The organism is Curtobacterium sp. MCBA15_007, from assembly GCF_001864905.1.
GTDB classification, from domain to species: domain Bacteria; phylum Actinomycetota; class Actinomycetes; order Actinomycetales; family Microbacteriaceae; genus Curtobacterium; species Curtobacterium poinsettiae.
On record NZ_MJGM01000078.1, the window covers coordinates 78,797 to 102,374 of the forward strand.

Annotated in this window: 19 protein-coding genes; 8 read left to right on the forward strand and 11 right to left on the reverse strand. The window is 71.6% G+C overall.

The features are described from left to right. Positions 1–6 precede the first annotated feature (6 nt). The 3 genes from BIU95_RS15990 to BIU95_RS16000 are packed head-to-tail and all read right to left on the reverse strand — an operon-like array spanning position 7 to position 3,345. Positions 7–1,854, reverse strand: coding sequence for a glycosyltransferase (locus BIU95_RS15990; RefSeq protein ID WP_071252187.1), 1,848 nt, complete (start codon positions 1,852–1,854; stop codon positions 7–9). Positions 1,855–1,862: 8 nt separating this feature from the next. Continuing rightward, the gene (rfbA, locus tag BIU95_RS15995) at positions 1,863–2,726 is read right to left on the reverse strand and encodes a glucose-1-phosphate thymidylyltransferase RfbA (RefSeq protein WP_017888783.1); all 864 of its coding nucleotides are present in this window, start codon (positions 2,724–2,726) and stop codon (positions 1,863–1,865) included. Between the two features lie 10 nt (positions 2,727–2,736). Then, on the reverse strand, positions 2,737–3,345 hold the full coding sequence (locus BIU95_RS16000; RefSeq protein WP_017888782.1) for a dTDP-4-dehydrorhamnose 3,5-epimerase family protein: 609 nt from the start codon (positions 3,343–3,345) through the stop codon (positions 2,737–2,739). Positions 3,346–3,430: 85 nt separating this feature from the next. On the opposite strand from BIU95_RS16000, the gene BIU95_RS16005 reads away from it, so the two are divergent. The 5 genes from BIU95_RS16005 to BIU95_RS16025 all read left to right on the forward strand — a co-directional run bounded on the left by BIU95_RS16005 (position 3,431) and on the right by BIU95_RS16025 (position 10,603). Continuing rightward, entirely contained in the window at positions 3,431–4,372 is a 942-nt protein-coding gene (locus BIU95_RS16005) for a glycosyltransferase family 2 protein (protein ID WP_017888781.1), read from the forward strand. Then, positions 4,362–7,316, forward strand: a complete 2,955-nt coding sequence (locus BIU95_RS16010; protein ID WP_071252189.1) for a hypothetical protein — start codon at positions 4,362–4,364, stop codon at positions 7,314–7,316. Before BIU95_RS16005 ends, BIU95_RS16010 begins: the two co-directional genes overlap by 11 nt. A 90-nt stretch (positions 7,317–7,406) precedes the next feature. Continuing rightward, positions 7,407–8,393, forward strand: coding sequence for a dTDP-glucose 4,6-dehydratase (rfbB, locus tag BIU95_RS16015; protein WP_071252191.1), 987 nt, complete (start codon positions 7,407–7,409; stop codon positions 8,391–8,393). 11 nt (positions 8,394–8,404) lie between these two features. After that, a complete protein-coding gene (gene rfbD / locus BIU95_RS16020; protein WP_017888778.1) occupies positions 8,405–9,256 on the forward strand; it encodes a dTDP-4-dehydrorhamnose reductase in 852 nt (283 codons plus the stop codon). A 204-nt stretch (positions 9,257–9,460) separates the two neighbouring features. Beyond that, positions 9,461–10,603 (forward strand): glycosyltransferase family 1 protein, encoded by a 1,143-nt coding sequence (locus tag BIU95_RS16025; RefSeq protein ID WP_017888777.1) that lies wholly within the window; start codon positions 9,461–9,463, stop codon positions 10,601–10,603. A gap of 13 nt (positions 10,604–10,616) precedes the next feature. Here BIU95_RS16025 and BIU95_RS16030 read toward each other — a convergent pair whose 3' ends face one another. The 6 genes from BIU95_RS16030 to BIU95_RS16055 all read right to left on the reverse strand — a co-directional run bounded on the left by BIU95_RS16030 (position 10,617) and on the right by BIU95_RS16055 (position 16,636). Further along, positions 10,617–11,384, reverse strand: a complete 768-nt coding sequence (locus tag BIU95_RS16030) for a family 16 glycosylhydrolase (RefSeq protein ID WP_071252193.1) — start codon at positions 11,382–11,384, stop codon at positions 10,617–10,619. A gap of 239 nt (positions 11,385–11,623) precedes the next feature. Then, the gene (locus tag BIU95_RS16035; RefSeq protein ID WP_042538813.1) at positions 11,624–11,896 is read right to left on the reverse strand and encodes a hypothetical protein; all 273 of its coding nucleotides are present in this window, start codon (positions 11,894–11,896) and stop codon (positions 11,624–11,626) included. Positions 11,897–11,957: 61 nt separating this feature from the next. Next, entirely contained in the window at positions 11,958–12,425 is a 468-nt protein-coding gene (gene purE / locus BIU95_RS16040) for a 5-(carboxyamino)imidazole ribonucleotide mutase (protein ID WP_139179877.1), read from the reverse strand. 54 nt (positions 12,426–12,479) lie between these two features. Then, positions 12,480–13,580, reverse strand: coding sequence for a hypothetical protein (locus BIU95_RS16045; protein ID WP_071252196.1), 1,101 nt, complete (start codon positions 13,578–13,580; stop codon positions 12,480–12,482). Positions 13,581–13,637: 57 nt separating this feature from the next. Continuing rightward, positions 13,638–15,293 (reverse strand): glycoside hydrolase family 6 protein, encoded by a 1,656-nt coding sequence (locus tag BIU95_RS18840; RefSeq protein ID WP_071252198.1) that lies wholly within the window; start codon positions 15,291–15,293, stop codon positions 13,638–13,640. Between the two features lie 206 nt (positions 15,294–15,499). Further along, positions 15,500–16,636 carry a 5-(carboxyamino)imidazole ribonucleotide synthase gene (locus BIU95_RS16055; RefSeq protein ID WP_017888772.1) on the reverse strand — a complete coding sequence of 379 codons (1,137 nt, stop codon included), beginning with the start codon at positions 16,634–16,636 and terminating at the stop codon, positions 15,500–15,502. A 113-nt stretch (positions 16,637–16,749) separates the two neighbouring features. On the opposite strand from BIU95_RS16055, the gene BIU95_RS16060 reads away from it, so the two are divergent. Both BIU95_RS16060 and BIU95_RS16065 read left to right on the forward strand, forming a co-directional pair. Continuing rightward, the gene (locus BIU95_RS16060) at positions 16,750–17,238 is read left to right on the forward strand and encodes a GtrA family protein (protein WP_017888771.1); all 489 of its coding nucleotides are present in this window, start codon (positions 16,750–16,752) and stop codon (positions 17,236–17,238) included. A gap of 15 nt (positions 17,239–17,253) precedes the next feature. Next, complete coding sequence (locus BIU95_RS16065) at positions 17,254–18,810, forward strand: DUF2142 domain-containing protein (protein WP_071252200.1); 1,557 nt, start codon at positions 17,254–17,256, stop codon at positions 18,808–18,810. A gap of 278 nt (positions 18,811–19,088) precedes the next feature. Here the strand turns inward: BIU95_RS16065 and BIU95_RS18430 are convergent, their stop codons facing one another. Both BIU95_RS18430 and BIU95_RS18435 read right to left on the reverse strand, forming a co-directional pair. Then, complete coding sequence (locus tag BIU95_RS18430; RefSeq protein WP_017888770.1) at positions 19,089–20,120, reverse strand: lysylphosphatidylglycerol synthase domain-containing protein; 1,032 nt, start codon at positions 20,118–20,120, stop codon at positions 19,089–19,091. A gap of 101 nt (positions 20,121–20,221) precedes the next feature. After that, positions 20,222–22,093 carry a hypothetical protein gene (locus BIU95_RS18435; protein WP_139179874.1) on the reverse strand — a complete coding sequence of 624 codons (1,872 nt, stop codon included), beginning with the start codon at positions 22,091–22,093 and terminating at the stop codon, positions 20,222–20,224. 106 nt (positions 22,094–22,199) lie between these two features. Between BIU95_RS18435 and BIU95_RS16080 the strand changes: the two genes are divergently transcribed. After that, entirely contained in the window at positions 22,200–23,483 is a 1,284-nt protein-coding gene (locus tag BIU95_RS16080; RefSeq protein ID WP_017888768.1) for an acyltransferase, read from the forward strand. The last annotated feature ends 95 nt before the right edge of the window (positions 23,484–23,578 follow it).

Here is a 23,578-nt window from a genome sequence, read left to right on the forward strand (position 1 = left end):
GTCGGGTCAGGAGCGGAGGCGGGTGCGTTCGGTTCGAGCTGCCTCGAGCAGGACGGCGGCACGGGCGTCGAAGGAGTGCTCGGCGGCGATGTACTCGGCCACGACGGCCCGCTCGGCAGCAGTCGGCCAGGCGTACGACGGGTCCAGCAGCGCGGCGAGTTCGTCGCGGGAGCGCGCGACCGCGAGCGTCGGCACGTCGAGCACGTCGGACAGCCCGGCGACCTCGTCGGTGACGACGACTCCCCCGGACGCCAGCACGTCGAACACCCGGTTCGACACGAAGCCGCCCGCCGCCATGTCCGGCCAGTGGTCGTTGAGCACCACACGCGCCGAGGCGTAGGCCGCCGCGACCTCGGGCCGGGTCAGCGACGATTCGCCGAGCGACTCCGCGGGGACGACCTCGTCCCACCCCGGACCGTGCACGCGCAGGTCGGCACCGAGCCCGACCGCGTCGGACACGATGGGGCGCGCGGCGCCGCGGGTCGAGCCGACGAACACCACGCGGTCGGCATCGGGGCTCGTCGCCGCCCGCGAGCCCGGGTGGAACACCGCGGGGTCGGTCGCCTGCAGCAGCGTCCGGACCGGCACGCCCGAACGATCGGCCGCGGCAGCCGCCCACACCGGACCGGCCGCGAAGGCGACGTCGAACGACCGCAGCTCGGTGTCGGCGACGTCATCAGGGTGGCTGATCACCCAGAGCAGGTTCACCGAGGCGGGGTTCGGCGGCACCCGATCCAGCCCGCGGATCACCAGCGTCACGTCGTCCGCAGCATCGTCGTCGCGCACGTGGGCGTCTCGCCGGTCGATCCGGACGCGCTGCCCGAACCGTTTGAGGGCACCGGCCAGCTCGGCGGCGAAGTGCACGTCGCCCCACCCGTCGCCCTCCGGCCCGGCAGGCGCGGCGATCTTCAGCGACCAGGCGAGCGTATCGCTGGCGCGACGAGGCGTCTGACGGACCGGGGTCACCGGGCGCGCCCCCCACGGTGGCAACGGCGGCCCGGCGGAGACTGCAGCACCCCGGCCGTCGACCGAGTCCCGTCTCGCGTCCCGCCAGGCCGAGAACGCGTCCACGGTGGCGGCGTCGATCGTCCGCCCGGGTTCAGTGAGTCGGACGGTCTCACCGACGTCCTCCACCAGGATCGTGGGACCCGACTGCGGTCGCTGGCGCACAGCGCACGCGTGCGTCCACCCGACGAGCGTCGTCGGCTCGTCCGTGAGCACGGGCACAGGGACGATCGCGGCCCGGGGCACAGCGAGCACGGGCTGATCGGCACCGAACACCGAGTCCCCCGTGCCGAACGGACGGTCGTCCGACCACGGGAGTGCGCCGGGACGGATGAGCAGTGCACCGTTCCTCGCCGAACCGTCCGCCGTGCGCACCGAGGCCTGCACCAGGCGGTGGACTCCGGTCTCGGCGAGTGCCAGGAGACCGCCGGCATCGATCGTCACCGAGGTGTCGACCAGCAGGAGGACCCGTCCGACCCCGGCGGCGAGGCCGGCGTTGATCGCGGACCCCAGGCCGTCCACGGGCACGGTCCGCACCCACGGCAGGCGACGCCCGAACGGGTCGACCGGCGACGCATCGGCGACGTAGCTCACGGCCCGGACGTCAGCGCCACGACCGAAGGCATCGTGGGCGACCGACACCAGCCGGGCAACCTCGGCGTGCCGGTCCGAGCGGGTCGTCACGAGCACCGTGACGTCGTGGTCCAGCCGCGGCAGCGGGTCCGGGAACCCGGCCACGCGGACGACCTCAGCCGTCGTCGCGGGCGCGGGACGGGCCTCCCGGTCGGGGTGGTCGGCCGCCGTCGCGTCGCGACGACGGCGACCGAACCACCCGGAACCGGAGGCCACGGGCGGTGCTAGACGCCGAGGAGTCGCTGGAGGTAGACGCCGTAGCCGCCCTTGACCAGCGGCGCGGCGAGCTCGGCGAGCTGCGCGTCGTCGATCCAGCCGTTGCGCCAGGCGATCTCCTCGATGCACCCGATCTTGAAGCCCTGACGGTCCTCGATGACCTTCACGTACTCCGACGCCTGCATCATCGACTCGAACGTGCCGGTGTCGAGCCACGCCGTGCCGCGGTCGAGGACCTGGACGCCGAGCTCACCGGCCTCGAGGTAGCGCTCGTTGACCGTCGAGATCTCGAGTTCCCCGCGGGCGCTCGGCTCGATGGTCTTGGCGATCTCGATGACCTTGTTGTCGTAGAAGTACAGGCCGGGGACGGCGTAGTTCGACTTCGGCTCGGCCGGCTTCTCCTCGATGGAGACGGCGGTGAAGTCGTCGTCGAACTCCACGACGCCGTACGCCTTCGGGTCGGCCACGTGGTAGGCGAAGATCGTCGCGCCGTCGACCTCGGTGTTCTTCCGCAGGTTCGTGCCGAGGCCGGTGCCGTGGAAGATGTTGTCGCCGAGGACGAGCGCGACGCTGTCGTCGCCGATGAACTCCTCACCGATGACGAAGGCCTGGGCGAGACCGTCCGGGGACGGCTGGACGGCGTACTCGATCTCCATGCCGAACGCCGAGCCGTCGCCGAGCAGGGCCCGGAACTGGTCGTTGTACTCCGGGGTCGTGATGACCAGCACCTGTCGGATGCCCGCCATCATCAGGGTCGACAGCGGGTAGTAGACCATCGGCTTGTCGTAGATCGGCATGAGCTGCTTGCTGATGCCCTTGGTGATCGGCCAGAGGCGCGTGCCGGAACCGCCGGCGAGGATGATGCCCTTCATCGCTTTCCCCTTACTTCTTCGTCCGGAGCGATTCGGTGTACGCGACGCACTCCTCGTACGTCGGCAGCAGCCCCTGGGCCGCGGCTTCTTCGAGGGTGGGGGCGCTGGTGTCCTTCTCGGACAGCACCAGCTCGCCGAGACCCTCGGGCAGGTCGAGCCCGACCGTCGGGTCGAGGATGGTGATCCCCTTCTCGCGCTCGGGGTCGTAGTGCGCGCTGACCAGGTAGTTCACCGTCGACTGGTCCTCGAGCGCGACGATCGCGTGGCCGAGCCCCTCGGACAGGTAGACGGCCTTGCGGTCGACGTCGTCGATGCGGACCGAGTCCCACTGGCCGAACGTCGGGGACCCGACGCGGATGTCGACGATGTAGTCGATGAACGCCCCGCGCACGGCGGTGACGTACTTCGCCTGGCTCGGTGCGACGAGGGCGTAGTGGATGCCGCGGGCGACACCGGCCGCGGAGATCGACATGTTCACCTGGCGGAGGTCGAGCGGGTGACCGACGGTCTCCTCGAGGACGTCGGCGCGGTACGCCTCGAGGAATGCTCCTCGTGCGTCGCCGTGCTGGACGGGCGTGAACTCCCACGCGCCAGGGATCTTCAGTTCGCGGATCTGCACCGGGGAAGCCTAGCAAGCCGTGAGTTCGCATAGGCTGTCATGGTTCTGCGCATTGCCGACTCCCGAAACGAGACCAAGCGAGCCCGTGAAGCTATTCGTCCAGATCCCCTGCCTCAACGAGGAGAACACCCTCGCCAGCGTCATCGACTCCATCCCACGGGAGATCGACGGCATCGACGAGATCGAGATCCTGGTGATCAACGACGGCAGCACCGACCGCACCGTCGAGGTCGCCAAGGAGCACGGCGTCAAGCACTTCGTGCACCACACCACGAACATGGGCCTCGCCCGCTCGTTCCGTGACGGCGTCGACTACGCGCTGCTCCACGGTGCCGACATCGTCGTGAACACCGACGGGGACAACCAGTACCCGCAGGCACAGATCGCCGAACTCGTGCAGCCGATCCTGCGGAAGGAAGCCGAGATCGTCATCGGCGACCGGCAGACGCGCACCATCGAGCACTTCTCCGGCTTCAAGAAGGCCATGCAGCGCTTCGGCTCGTGGGTCGCGAGCCGTGCGGCCGGGCTCGACCTGCCCGACGCGGCGAGCGGGTTCCGCGCGTACTCGAAGTACTCGCTCATCCGCCTGAACATCGTGACGCGCTTCAGCTACTGCATGGAGACCATCGTGCAGGCCGGGTACAAGCGCCTGGCGATCGCGTCGGTGCCGATCACGACGAACCCGAAGACCCGCGAGTCGCGGCTCTTCAACAACATCTTCCAGCACATGTTCGAGTCCGGCTCGGCGATCGCCCGCGTCTACCTGATGTACCGGCCGATGGCGCTGTTCCTCTGGGTCGCGGCGGTGCTCGGAGCACTCGGACTCTGGCCGCTCATCCGGTACCTGGTGCTCCTGGCGATGCACACCGGCGGCAACCACCTGCAGTCGATCATCCTCGGTGTCGTCCTGCTCATCACCGCGCTCCTGTCGATCGTCATCGGCGTCGTGGCCGACCTCACCCGCCTGAACCGCACGCTGGCCGAGGAGCAGCTCGACCTGCAGAAACTGCAGCGGTATGGCGACTGACCCGGCGTCGGCGATGCTGAAGGGCCGAACGCGGTTCGCGCTCTGGCTCCGTCGCCCTTCGTCCTGGGTCGAGATCGTCGCCTGGGCCGCGCTCGTGGCGTTCATCGCCTGCACCATCGGGCCCGCACTGATCGGTCAGGGCACGTTCCTGAACACCGGCATGCTCAGCCGGTACACCCCGTGGGGTGAGTCGCTCGAGACCCTGCGGAACTCGACGAACATCCTGAGCAGTGACACCCTCGACAGCGTCACACCCCAGACGACGCTCCTGGTCAAGCTCGCGCACGAAGGCGTGTTCGGGTCATGGAACCCGTACGTCGCCGGGGGCGTCGAACTCGGCGGCGTGCCGAACTCCGGGGCGTGGTCCCCGCTGTCGCTCCCCTGGTGGATCCTGCCGTTCTCGGCCGCGGCCGGCGCGGTGAAACTCCTCGAGATCGTCGCGATCACGGCCGGCATGTCCCTGCTGCTGCGTCGGTGGGGCGTCCCGCGGGCCGCGTGGCCGATCGCCTCGCTCGTCTTCGCGTCGTCCGGCTTCATGGTCGCGTGGTCGAACTGGCCGCAGACCCGGGTGGCCGCCTTCCTGCCGCTGCTGTTCTGGGCCATCGACCGGGCCGCCGTCGAGCTCCGTGCACGCGACCTGTTCAGCGTCGGCCTCGTCGTCACCGCGATGCTGCTCGGGGGCTTCCCGGCGATCGTCGGCTACGGGCTCTTCGTCGGTGGCCTCTTCTTCCTGGCCCGCACGATCGTGGCCCACCGCGCACTCCGCCAGGTGCTCGTCAGTGCGGGGATCGCCCTCGGCGGGATCGTCCTCGGTGTCCTGCTCGCCGCCTGGCAACTCGTGCCGTTCGCGATCAGCGCCGCGAACGTCGTCGACTTCGGCGGTCGCGGTCAGCGCGGCGGTGCCGGCATCGGGTCCGCGCCCCTGGTGAGTTCCTGGATCCCGGACATCACGTCGCTGGCGAGCACCGGCCGCGCGTGGGGCCTCCGCAACCCGGTCGAGGAGTACTCGTACATCGGCATCGCTGCGGTGGTGCTCATCGCCGCCGCCGTCCTGATCCGCCCGGGTCGACGCGACGCAGCGTCCGCCGGCGGAGCAGCGCCCGCCGTCGACGCAGCGCCCACCGTCGACGCTGCGCCCGCCACCGCACCGGCGCGCGACGCCGACGCGGCTCGGGTCCGGCGTCGGCAGCGCGGTGTCGTGCCGATCCTCGCGTCGCTGCTGGCGTTCAGCGTCGTGCTGGTGTTCCTCGGCGGCCCGCTCCTGGCCGCGGTCCGGGAACTCCCGGTGTTCGACTCGAGTCCGATCGGTCGAGCGCGTGTCGTCGTGGGCTTCTTCGCCGCGGTGCTCGCCGGCATCGGGTTCGGACGCGTCGTCGAGCCCGAGACGCTGCGCGACGAACTCGCACGGTTCCGCCGTGCCACGCCGCTCCGGCGCGCGGGCCGGATCGCGACGGTCGTCCTCGTCGTGCTGTTCACCGCGTCGGTCGGGCTGCAGACGGCGCTGGCGCTCGACACGGTGCCGGCCGACGTGCTGCACCGGACCAAGCTCCTCGTCCTCGTCACCGGGGTCGTCGGCGCCGGGACGGCCGTCCTCGTCCTCGTTCCGTGGCTCGTGCGGATCCGTGCGCTCCGGATCGCCGCCGCGATGGGCATCGTCGCTGCGGTCTGCGTGCCCGCCGTCGCCGCGACGGTCCGCTGGTGGCCCATCGCGCCGAACTCGACGTTCTACCCGTCGTCGCCGGCGATCGACTACCTGCAGGAGCACGTGTCCGCCCAGGACCGCTTCGCCACCGCCGGCACCGCCACGTTGCCCGGGTCGGCCTCGTACTACGGCATCCGCTCGACCACCGGGCACGCGTTCCAGACGCGGGAGTGGAAGCAGCTCATGCGGACCGTCGACCCGACGACGTACCCGACGGCCACGTACCTGACGTTCGCGCCCGACGAGATGACCCACTTGGTCGACTCCGCCGTCCTCGACCGCGTCGCCACGAAGTACGTCGTCGCCGACCCCTCCGCCCCGATCGCCGGGACCCCCGAGGCCGGCGCCCGCCGTACGGGGTGGACCGACCTGACGACGAGGCGACCGTCCGTCGACGGGCCGAGCAACTCCGGCCCCGTGAACGGTGTGACCCTCACCGGCCCGCCGCAGCTCACGACGTCGGCTCGGGGCATGACCCTCACCGTCGCGATCGTCGCGGACGGCACCGGGAAGACCCTCGCCGAGACCGAGAGCTGGGTGCCCGCCCTCGGCGGCCCCCGCAACGTCGCCGTCGCGGGGTCGAGCATCCCGTCGCGTGTGCAGTGGCACGCCGAGATCACCGTCACCGGGCAGTCACAGCCGGTCGCGATCGGAACGGGCACCGGCGGGAAGGCCGTCCTGGACACCGTCCGGCCGGTCGCCGGCCAGGGCGTGTCGGTCGTGCACACCGGCGACGCCACGATCTACCAGCGCAGCTCGGCGCTCGACCGGGTGCGGTGGGCGTCCGACCAGCGGGTGCTCGCATCGACGGACAACCGGCTCGCGGCACTCGCCGGGCACGCGCTCTCCGACGACACCGTCGTCCTCAGCACGTCCACCGACCACCGGGCCGACCGGACGGGTGACGCCGTGGTCCGGCTACGGCCGAGTGCCCCGAGCGAGACCGTCGCCGACGTCGATGCGACCGGTGGCGGCTGGCTCGTGGTCGCGGACTCGCTCCGGCGTCCGGGCTGGCACGCCACGGTGGACGGCGAGCCGACCGACCTCGTCGCCGCGGACAACGCCGGTGGCGCGGTCTGGGTCCCGCGGGGCTCGCACACCGTCCGGCTGTCCTACTCGGTGCCCGGGCTCACCGCCGGGTGGCTCGTCACGGGCGGGACCGTCGGGATCGCCGTGCTCACGACCGTGACCGTGCTCGTCGTCGGCCGTCGTCGACGTCGACGTGCCCGCACGGCCGACTGAGCCTCGGCCCCGTACAATCGGCTTTCGATCCGACGACCCCGCCGGTGCCGCCATCCGCGTCGCCGTCGACAACGCAAAGGAAGAGACCTCGTGAAGATCCTCGTCACCGGAGGAGCCGGCTTCATCGGCTCGAACTTCGTCCGCCGCACGCTGGAGGACGCGTACCCCGGCCTCGAGGGCGCCGAGGTCGTCGTCTACGACGCGCTGACCTACTCCGGCAACGAAGCGAACCTCGCCCCGGTCGCCGACTCCCCCCGCTACACCTTCGTTCACGGTGACATCCGCGACGCCGCGAAGCTCGACGAGGTCGTCCCGACCGTCGACGCGATCGTGCACTTCGCCGCCGAGTCCCACGTCGACCGCTCGGTCCGCGACTCCGGCATCTTCGTCGAGACCAACGTCGTCGGCACCCAGCGTCTGCTCGACGCGGCACTCCGCCACGGCACCGAGCGCTTCGTGCACGTCTCCACCGACGAGGTCTACGGCTCCATCAGCGAGGGTTCGTGGGACGAGGAACGCCCGCTCGAGCCGAACTCGCCGTACTCGGCGTCGAAGGCCGGCAGCGACCTGCTCGCCCGCAGCTACCACCGCACGCACGGGCTGAACCTCTCGATCACGCGCTGCTCGAACAACTACGGCCCGTACCACTTCCCCGAGAAGGTCATCCCGCTGTTCGTCACCAACCTGATCGACGACGTGCACGTCCCGCTGTACGGCGAGGGCAACAACATCCGCGACTGGCTGCACGTCGACGACCACACCCGCGGCATCGCGATGGTCCTGACCCGCGGCCGCGCCGGCGAGATCTACAACATCGGCGGCGGCACCGAGCTGACCAACATGGAGCTCACGCAGCTGCTCCTCGACGCGACCGGCAAGGACTGGTCGTACGTCGACCGCGTCGCCGACCGACTCGGGCACGACCTGCGCTACTCGGTCGACATCTCGAAGATCCAGGCCGAGCTCGGCTACGAGCCGCAGGTCCCGTTCGAGCAGGGCCTGACAGACGTCGTGCAGTGGTACCGCGAGAACCGCGCCTGGTGGGAGCCGCTCAAGCAGCGTGCGGCCCTGAGCTGAACCGGCACACCGTGACCAGGTACCTCATCACCGGAGCGGCCGGCATGCTCGGCCAGGACCTCCAGGCCGCGCTCGCGGGCCGCGACGTCACCGCGCTGTCGCGGGCCGACCTCGACATCACCGACCCGGCCGCGGTGGACGCCGCCGTGGCCGGGCACGACGTCGTGGTCAACTCGGCCGCGTACACCAAGGTCGACGACGCGGAAGACCACGAGGACGACGCCCACGCGGTGAACGCGACCGGGCCGAAGCTCCTCGCCGAGGCCGCCGTCCGCCACGGCGCGAAGCTCGTCACCGTGTCGACCGACTACGTGTTCGACGGCAACGGCACGGCGCCCTACGCCGAGGACGCCCCGACCGACCCGATCAACGCCTACGGCCGCACGAAGGCCGCCGGCGAGGCCTTGGTGCGCGCGATCGCCCCGGACACCTCGTACGTCGTCCGCACCGCGTGGATCTACGGCGCACACGGGCCGAACTTCGCCGCGACGATGCTCCGGCTCGCCGGCTCGCACGACACCGTCAGCGTCGTCACCGACCAGGTCGGCCAGCCGACGTGGACCGGCGACCTCGCCGCCCGGATCGTCGAACTCGTCGACGGGGACGCCCCGGCCGGCATCTACCACGGCACGAACGCGGGCCAGGGGTCCTGGTTCGACTTCACGCAGGCCATCTACCGCGAGCTCGGGCTCGACCCGGAGCGCGTCCTGCCCACGGACAGTGCGGCGTTCGTCCGTCCGGCACCGCGTCCGGCGTACAGCGTGCTCGGCCACGACGGCTGGTCGCGCGCCGGCCTCGCGCCGATGCGCGACTGGCGCGAGGCGCTGCACGCCGCCGTCGCGGCGGGTGCGCTGACCGCGTAGGCGCGGCTCTCGGCCAGGAGGCGCGGGTCGGTCCCGGGACGTCGGGAACCCGACCCGCGCCTCCAGACCGCCCACCGACCGCGCCCAGGGGGCGCCGGGACCACCCTGGTAGTGTCGGGCAGCCGAGCGCGGGGCCGGCTCTCGGCCCCTGACCAGGGGTCCACGGACCACCGGTCCACGAACCACGACGAGGAGCACAGCACCATGACCACCCTCCACGTCATCGTCGACCAGATCGTCGCTCCCGTGCCGGGCGGCATCGGGCGCTACGCCGAGGAACTGGCGCGGCACCTCGTCGAGCACGCGCCGAGCGGCTGCGAGGTCGCGGGCGTGGTCTCCGCCGTCGGGTCCGACGAGATGGCGCACCTGCGGACGCTCCTGCCGGGGCTGTCCGACCTGCAGCGGCTCCCGCTGCCGCGTCGCGAGCTGTCGCTCGCCTGGCAGGGCGGGTTCGTCGGCGGTATCGCGAAGGGCATGGTGCACGCGCCGAGCGTGCTCGCACCACTGGTCAAGCACGACCGTTTCCAGGACCCGGGTCGGCAGACCGTGGTCACCGTGCACGACGTCGTGCCGTGGACCAACCCCGAGACCCTGACGCCGCGCGGCGTCCACTTCCACAAGGCGATGGTGAAGCGGGCGTGGAAGCACGCCGACGCCGTCGTGGTGCCGACCCACGCCGTCGCGGGGGCCCTGAACGAGATCCACCGCTTCGACGACCGGCTCCGCGTCATCGGCGGCGCCCCGAGCGGACGCCTCCGGCTGCCCGTCGACGCCGACCTGCGCGCGGAACGTCTCGGCCTGCCCGACCGCTACGTGCTCGCGGTCGGCACGCTCGAGCCCCGCAAGGCCCTGGCCTCCCTGATCGAGGCGATGGCCCACCCGGACGCTCCGGCCGACATCCCCCTCGTCATCTCGGGCCCGGACGGCTGGGGTGACGTCGACGTGTACGGCACCGCGGAGCGTGCGGGCCTGTCACGCGACCGGGTGAAGGTCCTCGGCCGCATCGACGACGCGGACCTCGCGGTGGTCTACGACCGTGCGACGGTGTTCGTGTTCCCGAGCCTCGCCGAGGGGTTCGGCCTGCCCGTGATCGAGGCGATGAGCTTCGGTACCCCGGTGATCCACTCCGACGACCCCGCCGTGGCCGAGGTCGCGTCGGACGCCGGGGTCACCGTCGCCCGGTCCCCGCGGGAGTCCTACCCGGCACGGCTCGCCCAGGCGGTCTACCAGGTCGTGCACGACCCGAACCTGGCCAGCCGACTGGCGGTGGCGGGTCCGGACCGAGCACGCATGTACGACTGGTCGGACTCCGCTGCGGAGACCTGGCAGCTGCACGCCGACCTCTGACGGTCGGACCGCGTCAGCCCTTGTACGTGTAGGTGCTGACCCAGTCGATGTACAGGTGCCCCGCGTCGCCCCAGTCCCCGACCTGGAACATGTAGCGGTGCGCCGTCTTGGGCACGTGGCTGGTGACCGTCTTGATCACCTTGCCGTCGAGGCGGTACCGCACGGACTTCCCGGGCACCCACTCGATCGAGTACGTGTGCCACGACCGCCACGAGACGCCGGTGCCCACGCTCACCGCGTTCGCCTCCTGTCCCGCGATCATCGAGTGGTGGTGCAGCATCGGCTGCTGGTCGAAGTTGGCTTCGGGGTAGTCGATCTCCCCGTCGGCCCAGCGGTCGGACGACGGCCAGAGCATGAAGGCCGCGCCGTTGCCGGCACCACCGGTCGCCTTGGCGCGGACGATGAACTTCCCGCCCTTGTGGCCCCAGGCGCCCGTCGGCGTGCCGAAGGTGCCGGCGGCGCCGTGCTTGCCGTCGAGCTTGACGTCCATGTACCCGTGGTGCGAGCTGATCTGCGACCCCGAGTAGTACATGCCGCCGGTGCCGTCCGGGTACGGCTGCCACGACCTCGCGTACTGCTTCGCGAAGGCCCCCTTGGCGCTGGCCGGGGTGCTGAACTGCTCGCGGAAGGTCTGCTTGAACTTCCCGACGTCGCCGAGCGGTGCCGAGCTGGCGGTCGCTGCGGTCCCCTGGCCGAGCGGGCCGGCGACGAGTGCTGCTCCGAGGAGCACGACGGCGAGTGCGGCTCTCCTGGTGGCGCGTTCCTGCATGGGCTCGGTCACTCCCTGACGTGACGGTTCGCACCCGTTCGGTGTGGGTGCCGGGCGACCGGATCTCGGCTGCCCGGCGTTCACGGTAGTTGCTGTCCACGATGTGCGTCCGGGGGTTGACACAGCTGCGTACCCCCAGTAAGCGGGCCTTGCACGATGACCGAACCGTCGGCTGGAAGTCCTGGTCAGAGCGCGTGGCGCGACCGGGAGCCCCGTCGACTCGAGCAGGGGTCGTCGTCTGCGCCGTCCGATCAGGGCCGGGCGCGACGACGACGCGTGACGAGCGCGACCACGACGGCTGCCAGCACCGCGACGACGACGACCACGGCCGCGACCTCGGCGACGTGCACCGAGGTGAGCATCGAGTCGTACTGCGACTTCGTCGAGACGAAGCCCCGTTCAGCAGGGCCGAACCAGCCGGACACCGGGTTCAACGGACCGGCGGCGTGCAGGGCGAACCCGCAGACCACCGCGGCGACCACGGCGATCACGGCGAGGACGAGGACGGGGACGGCGCGGCGCATCCCGCTACCGTAGCGCGGCCCAGGACCCGATCGCGGCCCAGCCCAGCCCTGCCCCGCCGCGTCAGAGTGCGTCGCGGAGGCGCGCGGCCTTCTCCTCGACCAGGCGCTCGAGCCCGTGGGCGTACTCCGTCAGCCGAGCGGCGACGGCCGGCTCCGAGGAACCGATGATGCGCGCCGCCAACAGACCGGCGTTGGCGGCTCCGTTGATCGCCATCGTCGCCACCGGGATGCCCGCCGGCATCTGCACGATCGAGAGCAGCGAGTCGAGGCCGTCCAGGCGCGCGAGCTGCACCGGGACGCCGATCACCGGCAGCGTGGTCATCGAGGCCACCATGCCGGGCAGGTGTGCTGCGCCGCCGGCCCCGGCGATGACGACCCGGATGCCGCGCTCGGCGGCGGCGCGGGCGAAGCGGGTCATCTTGTCCGGGGTGCGGTGCGCCGACACGACGTCCGCCTCGAACGGGATGCCGAGTTCGGAGAGGATCTCCGCCGCGGCCCGCATGGTCGGCCAGTCGGAGTCCGACCCCATGATGATCGAGACGAGCGGCTGTGCGGGTGCGGCGGTGTCGGTCACGCGACGAGCCTAGCCGAGCAGGACCCGCCGCCAGGTGTCGCCGTCGTGGCCGATCGTGCGGTCCTCGGCGACCCAGCGCGCAGCGCGCTCGTCCGGTCGGCCACGTTCGACAGCGGTCCGCACGGCGTCCCGCCACGCTCCGACGTCATCCGTGACGGCCACGGCGCCGTGCGCCCGTGCCACCGCGTACGACGGCCGGTCCGAGACCACGGCGGGCAGTCCGAGCGCGGTGTACTCCAGGAACTTCAGGTCGCTCTTCGCGCGGTTGAACTCCTCGTCGCGCAGGGGTGCGACACCCGCTCGCCAGCGCTCCCGGTGCGCCACGAGCCAGCGGGAGAAGGCCGGGTAGTGCCCGTCGGGGACGTCGACCCGGCGGAACCAGTCCGCGCCGCCCTCGTCCGTCACGCCGATGACCTCGAGCCGGATCGGGGTGCCGTCCGCAGTGGCGAGGTCGGCGAAGACGTCACGGAGCAGTTCGAGGTCGGCGGCGTGGGTGAGCGTGCCCATGTACAGCACCCGGTGCTCCCCCTCGGGGCGCTCGTCGTCATCGTCGTCCGTCGGGCCGGCGGTCCAGATCTCCGGGTCGAGGGCGTTCGGCACGACGACGACGTCCCGCGCGACCGGACGGACGACGTCGGCGAGTTCGGGCGTGCTCACGACGACGGTGTCGGCACCCCGCACCAGGGCGTCGATCGAGGCGAGCCGGTCGGGGTCGTACTCGGCACGGGCCAGTCGTTCGCGCCCGGAATCGGTGAAGAAGTCGTCGTCGACCTCGGCCACGACGCGGATCCCCCGGGCCGCGGCGGCCGCCAGGAAGGGCTGCACGTCGTCACGCGGCAGGATGTCACGCTGCACCAGGAGTGCGGCGTACGGCGTCGTGTCGGAGCCGTCGACGAACGCGGCCGGGTCCACCTGACGGGCCTCGGCGGTGCCGCTCGACGCCAGGTGCTCGGTGCGCCGGACCACACGGACGTGTGCCGAGGCCGGGTGCGCGCCCCCACCGCCGGCAACGACGTACCCGAGCACGGGCAGGGGCACCGGCTGCGGTGGGGCCCCGACGACCACACGGCGCAGGCGTCGGGCGGCCCGGCGGACGAGATCACGCGGCATGCGTCCATCCTCTCGCACCCGGAACCTCGCACCGGACGCCGAACGCCGCACGCCGCCTCAGCGCACCCGCACCGTCCGGCACGTTGACGCCGTGCGGTCCGCTCCGGTCCCGGTGTTGTGCGCGACCGCGCAGACCGTGTGCTTGCCGGCCGCCACCCGGACCGTGCCCGCGAAGCCGTGCGAACGGCCGGAGCCCCAGGTCGCGTCCACGTCGGCGCGCTTCCGGCCGGCGTCCAGTGACGTCACCCGTCTGCCGTCGACCGTGATCGCCACCCGGGTCGCCGCGGTCACCGCGTCGCCGTCGAACGCCCAGCCGCGCACGGCGATGCCGCGGGCCACGGCCGTGACGGACTCGAGCCCGGCGTAGGGGTCGTGCCGGTAGGCGCGGACGGTCGAGCAGCCGAGCGCGGTGTCCGATCCGGCGCCGATGTTCACCGCGGTGACGCAGACACGGCGAGCGCCGGCCGCGGTGGGCAGCACGACGTCGAAGCCGTGGGTCGCGCCGACACCGGCGCGGGCGTCGACGTCGGGACGGTCGAGCCCGGCGGTGGCGACGCCGGCCGCGGCCCCGTCCACGGTGGCACGGACCCGCACGGGCTGCGTGGGGTCGTCCTCGTCGTAGGCCCACCCGGACACGCGGACGCCGCCGCCGGTGCCGGCGACGGCCTCGAGCGCCCCACGGGGTGTCATGTCGGCAGCGGGTGCCCCCAGGCGTGCGTTCGCGACGAGGGCCTGCGCGTAGGCCGAGAACCACTTGCCGGCGGCCGGGGCACCGTTGCAGGTGCCGTCGCTCGCGCCGGGGGTCTTCACCCACAGCAGGGCGTCGAGCGCCGTGCCGTCGGACACCACCCGGGGCGAGGTACCGAGTCCGGCGCCGGGTCCGTTGCACCACGTGCCGCGCCAGCCCTGCCCGTTGCGCGAGGTGTCGATCACGTAGTGGGAACCCCCGGTCGCGGCGGACACCTTCTGCGCGTACGCCTGCTCCTGGGCGGTCGGGTAGTAGTTCGCGACGTTCGTGAAGAAGCCGCGGGCCTGCTGCACCCCCGCGCTGTTCAGTCGCGACGCCATCAGTGCGGGCTGCACCCAGTTCGAGTTGCCGGCGTCAAGGTACGCGGGGACCCCGGCAGCGGTCAGGCCGGCGACGGTGCGGGAGAGGATCCGGTAGCGCTGCTCGTCGAGCGCCGTGCTGCACTTGGCGTTGCTGAGCATCGCGAGCGAGTCCGGTTCGACGACGACGGCTGCACGGTGCCCGGTGAGCGCCGCGGTGACCTGGTCGACCCAGTCGTCGTAGGAACGCTCGTCGAACCCGCCGGCCGAGTACCCGCCGCAGTCACGGTCGGGGATCGCGTAGAGCACGAACACGGGGGTGGTGCCGGACTGCTCGGCCCCGGTCAGGGCGGTGCTGATGGTCTTGGTCAGCTGTGTCCCCTGCGTCCAGTCGCCGAGCCAGGTGGCGACGGGGTAGCGGGCGATGGTCCCGGCCGCCGCGGCACCGGCCGGGTCGGTGGCTGCGAGGGCGGTCTGGGCCTTCGCCGCCTCGCTCGTGGGCGACCGGTACGGCCCGGCGCCGTAGAGCGACGCGGACGTCGCCGAGCGGATGGCGGAAGCCGAGGTCGCTGCCGACGCGGTCGCGGTCGGCAGCAGGCCGGCGACGGCAGCGACGAGGGCGACTGCGGCTGCGCAGACGGCGGTACGGCGCGGACGGCGGCGCATGGAGACTCCCCTGGACGTGTGTTCCCTGACTGCTCCAGGAGAACACGCGTTCCCGTCCCCCACCAGCCTCCCGAGCGGGTGCCACCCGAGGGGGTGTCCGCAGACCGGCCGACAAGTGCGTCCCGCGCCGACACGACACGGGAGGCCCGTGGCGGCGTCACCACGGGCCTCCCGTGTCGTCATCCGGTCACGTCGAGGACGCGACCTCAGTCGTCGAAGTGGGCAGCGGCCGCGCGAGCGCGGTAGACGACGTCGTCGACGTCGTCGCCGAGCACCGTGACGTGCCCGATCTTCCGCCCGGCCCGGGGTGCCTTGCCGTAGAAGTGGTACTTGGCCTCGGGGAAGGCCTGGAGTGCGGCTGGGTACCGGGCGGCGAGGTCGCCGTCGGCGGGTCCGCCGAGCACGTTGACCATGACGGACGCCGGGGCGAACGAGCCGGTGGCACCGAGCGGCAGGTCGAGGACGGCACGCAGGTGCTGCTCGAACTGGCTCGTGGTGGCGCCGTCGATGGTCCAGTGCCCGGTGTTGTGCGGACGCATCGCGAGCTCGTTGATGAGGATGCGCTCGTCGTCGGTCTGGAACAGCTCGACGGCGAGCACACCGGTGACCCCGAGTTCCTCGGCGATGCGGACGGCGATCGACTCGGTCAGGTCGGCGATCCGGCCGGCGCTGTCCGGGGCCGGAGCGATGACCTCGGCGCAGACGCCGTCGCGCTGCACGGTCTCGACGAGCGGCCAGGCGACGACCTGCCCGGAGGGGCGGCGTGCCACGGACTGCGCGAGTTCGCGGGTGAAGGGGACGAGCTCCTCGACCAGGAGGGCCTGGTCGCCGCCGGCCTCGGCCACGGCGATGAACCAGTCGTCGACCTCGGCGGCGTCGGAGACGACCCGGACACCCTTGCCGTCGTACCCGCCCCGCGGGGTCTTGACGACGGCTCGGCCACCGTGGTCGGCCAGGAACCCGCGGAGCTCGTCGGGGTCGTGCACGGCCGCCCAGTCGGGCACCGGCAGGCCGAGGTCGCTCAGCCGGCGACGCATCGTGATCTTGTCCTGCGCGACGGCCAGCGCGTCGGGGCCGGGGTGGACCGCCACGCCCGCGTCGACCAGCGTGCGCAGAACGTCCTGGGGCACGTGTTCGTGGTCGAAGGTGACGACGTCGACCTGTCGGGCGAACTCGAGCACCGTGGCGGCGTCGTGGTAGTCGCCCTCGGCGGTGGCGGCGATGCTCGCCGACATGCCCGGCCCCTCGGCGAGCACCCGGATGTCGATCCCGAGTTCGACCGCGGCCGGCACCATCATCCGTGCCAGCTGTCCCCCACCGATGACCCCGACGCGCAACGCCATGCTGTGTGATCCTTCCGGCGCTCCCACCGCGCGGTGGGAACGCGTTGTCTACAATCGCTGTTCGGGTCGTGCTCTGGACGACCGGTCACAACTCTACGGATCCTGGAGGGCTCGTGCGGCGCCTCATCGCCCAGCTGGCACGCTTCGGCGTCGTCGGTGCCGTCGGCTTCGTCGTGGACACCACGGTGTTCAACGTGCTGCGCATCACCGTCCTGAACCCCGAGGACGTCCACTCGGGCCCGTTCTGGGCGAAGGTCATCTCCACCGTCGTGGCGATCTTCGTCAACTGGATGGGCAACCGGTACTGGACGTTCCGTGAGCAGCGTCGCGCCGTGGCCACCCGCGAGGGTGTCGAGTTCGTCGTCGTCTCGCTCGGCGGCATGGTCATCGCCCTCGCCTGCCTCGGGGTCTCGCACTACGCCATGGGGCTCACCTCGGTGCTCGCCGACAACGTCGCGAACATCGTCGGGCTCGTGCTCGGCACGGTCTTCCGGTTCTGGCTCTACAAGGTCTGGGTCTACCACCCCGAGCGCACCGCCACGCAGCCGGCCACCGCCGACGAGTCGGTGTCCGACGGGCCGCGGGTCCCCCACGACGCCTGACCTAGGATCGGTGGGGTGACGGCCGAGACGACCACCACCCCTGCTCCACCCCGCACCGCGCGCTGGGAACGTGTCGCGATCGCGGTGATCACGGCGACCTTCGGGCTGTGGCTCGTGGCGTGGGCGTTGATCGTCCCGGTGTTCGAAGCGCCCGACGAGACCGCGCACATCGACGCCTCGGTGCACCTCGCCCTCGGCGACGCGTGGGCGGCCCCCGGCGAGCTGTTCGTCACCAACGCCGTGCAGGCCGCCAAGGTCGAGCAGGCGACGAAGCCGTCCGACGAGTGGTCGACGGTGGGCGAGTTGCTGCAGAACGCCCCCGGCCCCTCGGGGACGGTCAACCAGATGACCCAGCACCCGCCGACCGCCTACCTGGCCGGAGCCGCCGTGCTCCGTGCCGTCGACTTCGGGGAACTCCGCTGGGACCACGCGTTCATCGCCCTCCGCCTGGCCGACGTGCTGGCCGTGACCGCGCTGCCGCTGCTCGCCTGGGCGTCGGTGCGCCGGATGACCCGCAGCCCCCGCGCCGCGCTGATCGGCGCCCTCGCCGTGTTCGCGACGCCCGAGCTCGCGTCCATCGGTTCGTCGTTCTCCAACGACGCCCCCGTCCTGCTCGTCGCCGGGATCGTCGTCTGGCTCGCCACGCGTCTGCTCACCGGGGACATCCGCTGGCGCACCACGATCGCACTGGCGGCGGTCCTCGGGGCCCTGGTCTGGATCAAGGGCACGGGGTTGCCGGCGGTGCCGTTCGTCGCGGTGGTGGTGCTGTTCGCCGGCGCCGGGGTGCTGTCCCTGCGGCAACGGATCGTGCGCACGGTCGTCGCGATGGCGGTCTCCGGCGGCATCGGCGCGTGGTGGTGGCTGCACAACCTGGTGTCGTACGGCCGGATCCAGCCGAACGGCTACACGGCCATGCGGCCCCCGAAGGACTTCCCGCCGGGTGAGAGCCCCACGCTCGGGCACTTCCTCGACGTCAGCTGGGGCACCCTCGCCCGCACGTTCTGGGGCAGCTTCGGCGGCCGGGCACAGGTCACGATCGGCGATCTGCTCACCGCCGTCCTCACCCTGGTCGCCCTCGTGGTGCTCGTCGGCTGGGCGTTCCGCCGCGGCCCGGACCTGCGGACGGCGCTCTGCCTCGCGGTGTTCCCGGCGCTCCTGATCGGCATCCAGAACCGCACGAGCGCGCACTCGTACCTGACCACCACCGAGGTCGCCGCCACCCAGGGCCGGTACTACTTCCCCGCGATCGTCTGCCTGATCGTGCTGAGCGCGCTCGCGTGGCGGCGGCTGGTACCGGCCGGACGGGCACGCGCCTGGGGCGCCGTGGCACTGGCGGTCGTGCTGCCCGCCGTGGGCGTGTACGGCTTCGCGGTGGCGTCCGCCTGGTTCTGGAACGCGGCGGTGTTCCCGGTGACGGGGCGTGGGCTGCTGCGCTACTCCGAGATCGGCCCGGTGCCACCCGCGGTGCTCGTGGTCGTCGTGGCGCTGGTCGCGGTGGGCCTCGTCGCCTCGGTCGTGCAGGTCGCGCGCGCCGACCGTCGCGCCCTGTCGACGACGGTTCCCGTCCGCTGACACGCCCGGCCGCGGAGCGCCGGGCGGGCACGACGTGCCGCAGGCGCGGCCCCGAGGGGTCGCGAACCATCGTCTGGAGCGTCTCCAGGCGACACTTCGTGACCACTCGGCGGACGGCGCACGGCGCGGGTTGGACGCCCCTGCGAGACGGACGGGAGGCCCGGTGCCAGCTGGCACGGGCCTCCCGTCCGTCGCCAGGCGCGCCACGGCCGCCCAGTGAGCAGAAGACGTCGGGTCCCGACACGGGACCCGACGTCTTCTGCACACTCGCTGCCGCGTCAGGCGGCGGGGACGCCACCCTCGACCGCGGAGGGGTCGTCCGTCGGCCGGTCGCGCCGGAACCACGTGGGGGCCGCGGCGCAGAGCAGGAAGAGCCCGTCGACGGCGAGGCTCCAGACACGGGTGACGACGACGACCACCAGGGCGATCGGCACCGGCATCACGAGGGCCAGCAGGAGGGCCTGGACGCCCTCGCGGACACCGAGCCCGCCGGGGGCGAAGACGGCAAGCATGCTGATCGCCGAGGCCATGCTCGCGGCACCGATCACGAAGGCCGCGTCGGTGATCTTGAGCGACGGGTACACCCCGAGGGTGATGAAGTAGTACGCCGTGCCGGACAGCACCGCTCCGGCGACGTAGAGACCGGCCCCGCCGAGGACGGTGCCGAGGTTCGGGCGGACGTCGGCTTCGAGCGGCTTGCGGCGCAGGATCTTCAGCGCGATCCCGATCAGGAACACGAAGACCCGCGGGATCAGGCAGACGACACAACCGACGAACGCCGCGATCATCAGGACGATGAGCCACGGGTCGAGGTTGTGGGTGCGCGGGTCGATGAGCAGCAGCACGAGCGCCAGGGCCAGGGTCGCGGCGATCTGCAGGGCTCCCTCGAGCAGGCCGCTCACACCGAGACGGGCCTTCGAGACGCCGTGCTTCGAGGCGAAGTAGACCTTGCCGATGATCCAGGTGGCAGCACCCGGGATGTAGCGGCCCATCCAGGACTTCGCGTACACGTAGGTCAGGGTGACGCCACTGCCCTTCAGCCCGGTCGCACCGAGTCGTCGCAGCAGGTAGAACCAGATGCCGACACCCCAGTAGCGGAACCCGAGGCTGATCACCGTCGCGAGGGCCACCCACGACCACTGCCAGTCGAGTCCGGCGAGCTGCCCCCAGTCGACGCCGCGCACGTACAGCACGAGGAACACCGCGAGCAGGACGTAGAAGACGATCGGGATCGCCTTGCCGAGGAACCGTCGTCGCTTCGACGGACGCTTCCCCTCGGGCGCGGGGGTGTCGCTGGTGCTGACGGACAAACGGGTCTCCTGCTCAGGTCTCGGGCTCAGGTCATGGTAGACGGTGGGGCGGGCCGCTCCCTGCGGTGCCGCTGCGGCCCTCGCTCGCCCCGTCGCTCGCGCTACCGGGCGAGCTTGATGACCTGGACGCGGCAGGGGACCTCGGGGTCGGTCGACCGGTCGGTGCTGCACGAGATCGTCGCGTTGTACGTGCCGACGACCTTGCCGGCCGCCGAGTAGTCGCGCGCCGGGGCAGTGGCCGCGTCGAACTGCACGAAGTACTGCACGCCCTGGTCGAGGAACAGCTTGCGCATCGCGTCCGACTGGTAGGTGTACCCCTGACCTGAGCGACCGTACACACGCGTGTCGGTCAGGAAGGCGAGCGACGCCAGCGACCGGTAGTTCGACCCGATGACGGTGGCGTCCTCGGGGAGCGCGCCGCTCGCCCGGATCTGGTCGGCGAGCCGGACGATCTCCGGCACCCGGGTCGGGCCGAGGACGCGCAGCGGCTCGGTCCGGTTCACCGACGGGTAGAACGGCGCCGGCGACCCGAGCCAGTTCTGCGTGTACGACGCCAGGGGCACCACGGCGATCGCCAGGCACGCGACGATCGTCCGCACCACGCCACGACGGCGCACCAGTCGCCAGACCGCCGGCAGCATGAGCGCACCGATCATCGCGGTCAGGTAGAAGAGCGGCCAGTAGTAGCGCGCGTTGCCGCCGCCGCTCGACGACGACGTGATCATGCCGTAGCCGACGAAGTAGACCAGGGTCGTCGCGGCGACGATGCAGGTGAAGGCGTAGCGGCGGAAGCGCACGACACCGATGACGAGTGCGGCGGCGAAGAGCAGCGCGATCGGTGCCGCGAACGGGGCGAACGTGCTGATCTTCTGCAGGTAGTACGGCAGGGCGAGCATGCGCTCGTGCAGGTAGTAGCCGGCGCGGGCGGCGATGCCGGACTCCTTCGTGACCTTCGGCGCGGTGTCGTCGCTGGACGACGAGGTGGCCGGCGGCACCACGGCGGGGTCCGGGTTGTCCATCGGGCCCTGCTTGTAGACCGACGGGGTGAAGTCCTCGTTCGGCGAGAAGGCGTGGTCGTTGGGCGGGACCGGCAGGAACGGCCAGTCCGTGGCTCGACCGCCGTCGTCGAACTTCGATCCGATGTTGACCGACAGTGACGACCCGAGCGTCACGGTGTCGTACTTGGCGGTCAGGGCACCGACCCAGGGGGCGATGACGACGACGAACACGACGATCGTCGCGACGGGCGCCGTCCACCAGTGCCGCACGGGCTCGTGGCGACGGCGGGCGGACCAGACGCGCAGCAGCAGCCAGAGGATCACGGCACCGATGGCCACCGGCAGCAGGAACAGCTTGGTGAAGTAGCCGAGGGCTGCGACGGCACCGAGCACGGCCCCGGAGACGACCCGCGCCCGCGTCGATCCGTGCAGCGCCTGGTCGGCCCACCGGAGTGCCCAGAGGAACCCGACGACCCACGCGACGACGAGCAGGTCCGGGGTCTGCACCGGCACGGCGCTCATCAGCGCGGGGATCGCCGTGACCATGAAGACCAGGGCCGGGACGATGCGGTGGTTCTGCGACCAGACGAGCCACCCGCCGATGCCGAGCACCACGGCCGCGGCGAAGCAGTTGACGATCGCGAAGGCCGTCTGCAGGCCGAGGCCGAGCGCGACGAACGGCGCCATCATCCACGAGACCAGCGGCGACCAGTACGCGTTGATCGCATCGGGCAGCCAGCCGTTCGCGTACTCGCGCGCGATGCCCATGTAGGAGATGCCGTCGACGTTGGTGACGCCGAGACGGTTGTGGTAGGCCACGGCGGCGCAGAGGACGACGCCGACCACCGTGAGGACCGCGAGGAGCAGGGGTGCGACCAGGTGCCGGTACCGTCGGGAAGCCGTCCCCGAACGGCCTCGAACGGGCTCGTGGGCGGACTGCGGTGCTGCGGGCGTCGTCACGGTCACGTGCTTCATCATGACATCCGATCGCTTGTCGGACCGCACCGGGCCGGATCGCGAGGGACGCTCGGCGTGTGGGAGACTGCCGGGGACCCCGCTCCGACCACCACGAGGACGTTCGTTGGCCACCGAAACCCGCGCAGCCGAAACCGCAGCCGAACCGAGGGCCGCCGCTCCCCGAGCCGGGGGCCGTCTCGAGTTCCCGTACCTGGACGGTCTCCGCGGACTCGCCGCCCTCGCCGTGGTGTTCTACCACGCGTACCTCTTCACGGGGATGCGGGGCACCGGTCCGACCGAGCTGCCGTGGCTCCGTCCGTTCATCGGGTGGGGCTACCTCGGCGTCCCGCTGTTCATCGTGCTGTCCGGCTACGTGCTGATGCTCCCCGTCGTGACCCGGTTCGACCGCTACCGGTTGCCGGGCGGCTTCTGGAAGTTCATCTGGCGCCGCGCACGACGGATCATCCCGCCGTACTGGGCGTCGCTCGTCGTCTTCGCGCTCATCATCCTGTTCGTCCCCGTGATGGGGCAGCCGGGTGGCACGCAGTGGGACACGAAGTTGCCGATGGGTTGGGGAACCTTCCTCACGCACTTCTTCCTGGTGCACGACTTCTTCCCGCAGTACATCGGCAAGATCAACGGCCCGATGTGGACGGTCGCCGTCGAGTGGCAGATCTACTTCCTCATGCCGCTGCTGATCCTGCCGCTCTGGAAGGTCTTCGGCGGCTGGGCTACCGCGTCCTCGCTGGTCCTGATCGGCATGTGGATGGGCTCCGAGAGCCGCTACTCGTGGATGCACCCGTGGTTCGTCGGCCTCTTCGCGGTCGGCATGCTGGCCGCCGAACTCACCGTGAAGGCCCGTGACGAGCACCTGACCGGCAAGCTGAACGCCTCGAAGCTCGGCGGCCCGCGGTGGCAGGGCGGCGTGTTCGTCGCCGCGATGTTCGTCGGGATGCTCCTCGTCTTCTTCCGCAACCGCGACTACTGGCAGCACCAGACCTGGCCGTCCGAGGTCGTCCTCGGCATCTTCGCCGGCATCCTGCTGACCTGGATGGGACGCCGAGCCGTGTCCGGGCAGCACACCTGGCTGGCACGGTTCTTCGCCTGGAAGCCGTTCGTGCTCGCCGGCCTCGTGTCGTACTCGGTCTACCTCTTCCACAGCCCGCTGCTCGGACTCGGCAACCTGCTGCTCCTGCCGATGGGCCTGTACCCGAAGTGGCAGTTCCTGCTGATGGTCTTCGTGGTGATCCCGGTCACCCTGGCCATCTGCGTCGGGATGTGGTGGCTCGTCGAGCGCAACTTCCTCAACCGCCGGCAGAAGCACGCCACGCGCGAGGTCGCCTCGCGCGGGCGCCTGCCGGAGGTCGAGACCGACGACACCGACACAGCGCCGCGCCGTCGGCGGTAGCCCACCGCGGCGGGTGCCGCCCGTGTGCGCCTGACGGACATGTGTCGCCGAGGCCGGGTAGCATCACTCGGACCTCGGCGTGGGAGATCAGGCCC

Bases quoted from the DNA above. Each gene is read 5' to 3' on its own strand.
- purE (WP_139179877.1), bottom strand. From the start codon at position 12,425: ATGGGGTCGGACTCCGACTGGCCGACCATGCGGGCCGCGGCGGAGATC.
- BIU95_RS16010 (WP_071252189.1), top strand. From the start codon at position 4,362: ATGGCGACTGACCCGGCGTCGGCGATGCTGAAGGGCCGAACGCGGTTC.
- BIU95_RS16055 (WP_017888772.1), bottom strand. From the start codon at position 16,636: ATGGCGTTGCGCGTCGGGGTCATCGGTGGGGGACAGCTGGCACGGATG.
- BIU95_RS16025 (WP_017888777.1), top strand. From the start codon at position 9,461: ATGACCACCCTCCACGTCATCGTCGACCAGATCGTCGCTCCCGTGCCG.
- BIU95_RS16045 (WP_071252196.1), bottom strand. From the start codon at position 13,580: ATGCCGCGTGATCTCGTCCGCCGGGCCGCCCGACGCCTGCGCCGTGTG.
- BIU95_RS16035 (WP_042538813.1), bottom strand. From the start codon at position 11,896: ATGCGCCGCGCCGTCCCCGTCCTCGTCCTCGCCGTGATCGCCGTGGTC.
- BIU95_RS18840 (WP_071252198.1), bottom strand. From the start codon at position 15,293: ATGCGCCGCCGTCCGCGCCGTACCGCCGTCTGCGCAGCCGCAGTCGCC.
- rfbA (WP_017888783.1), bottom strand. From the start codon at position 2,726: ATGAAGGGCATCATCCTCGCCGGCGGTTCCGGCACGCGCCTCTGGCCG.
- BIU95_RS18435 (WP_139179874.1), bottom strand. From the start codon at position 22,093: ATGAAGCACGTGACCGTGACGACGCCCGCAGCACCGCAGTCCGCCCAC.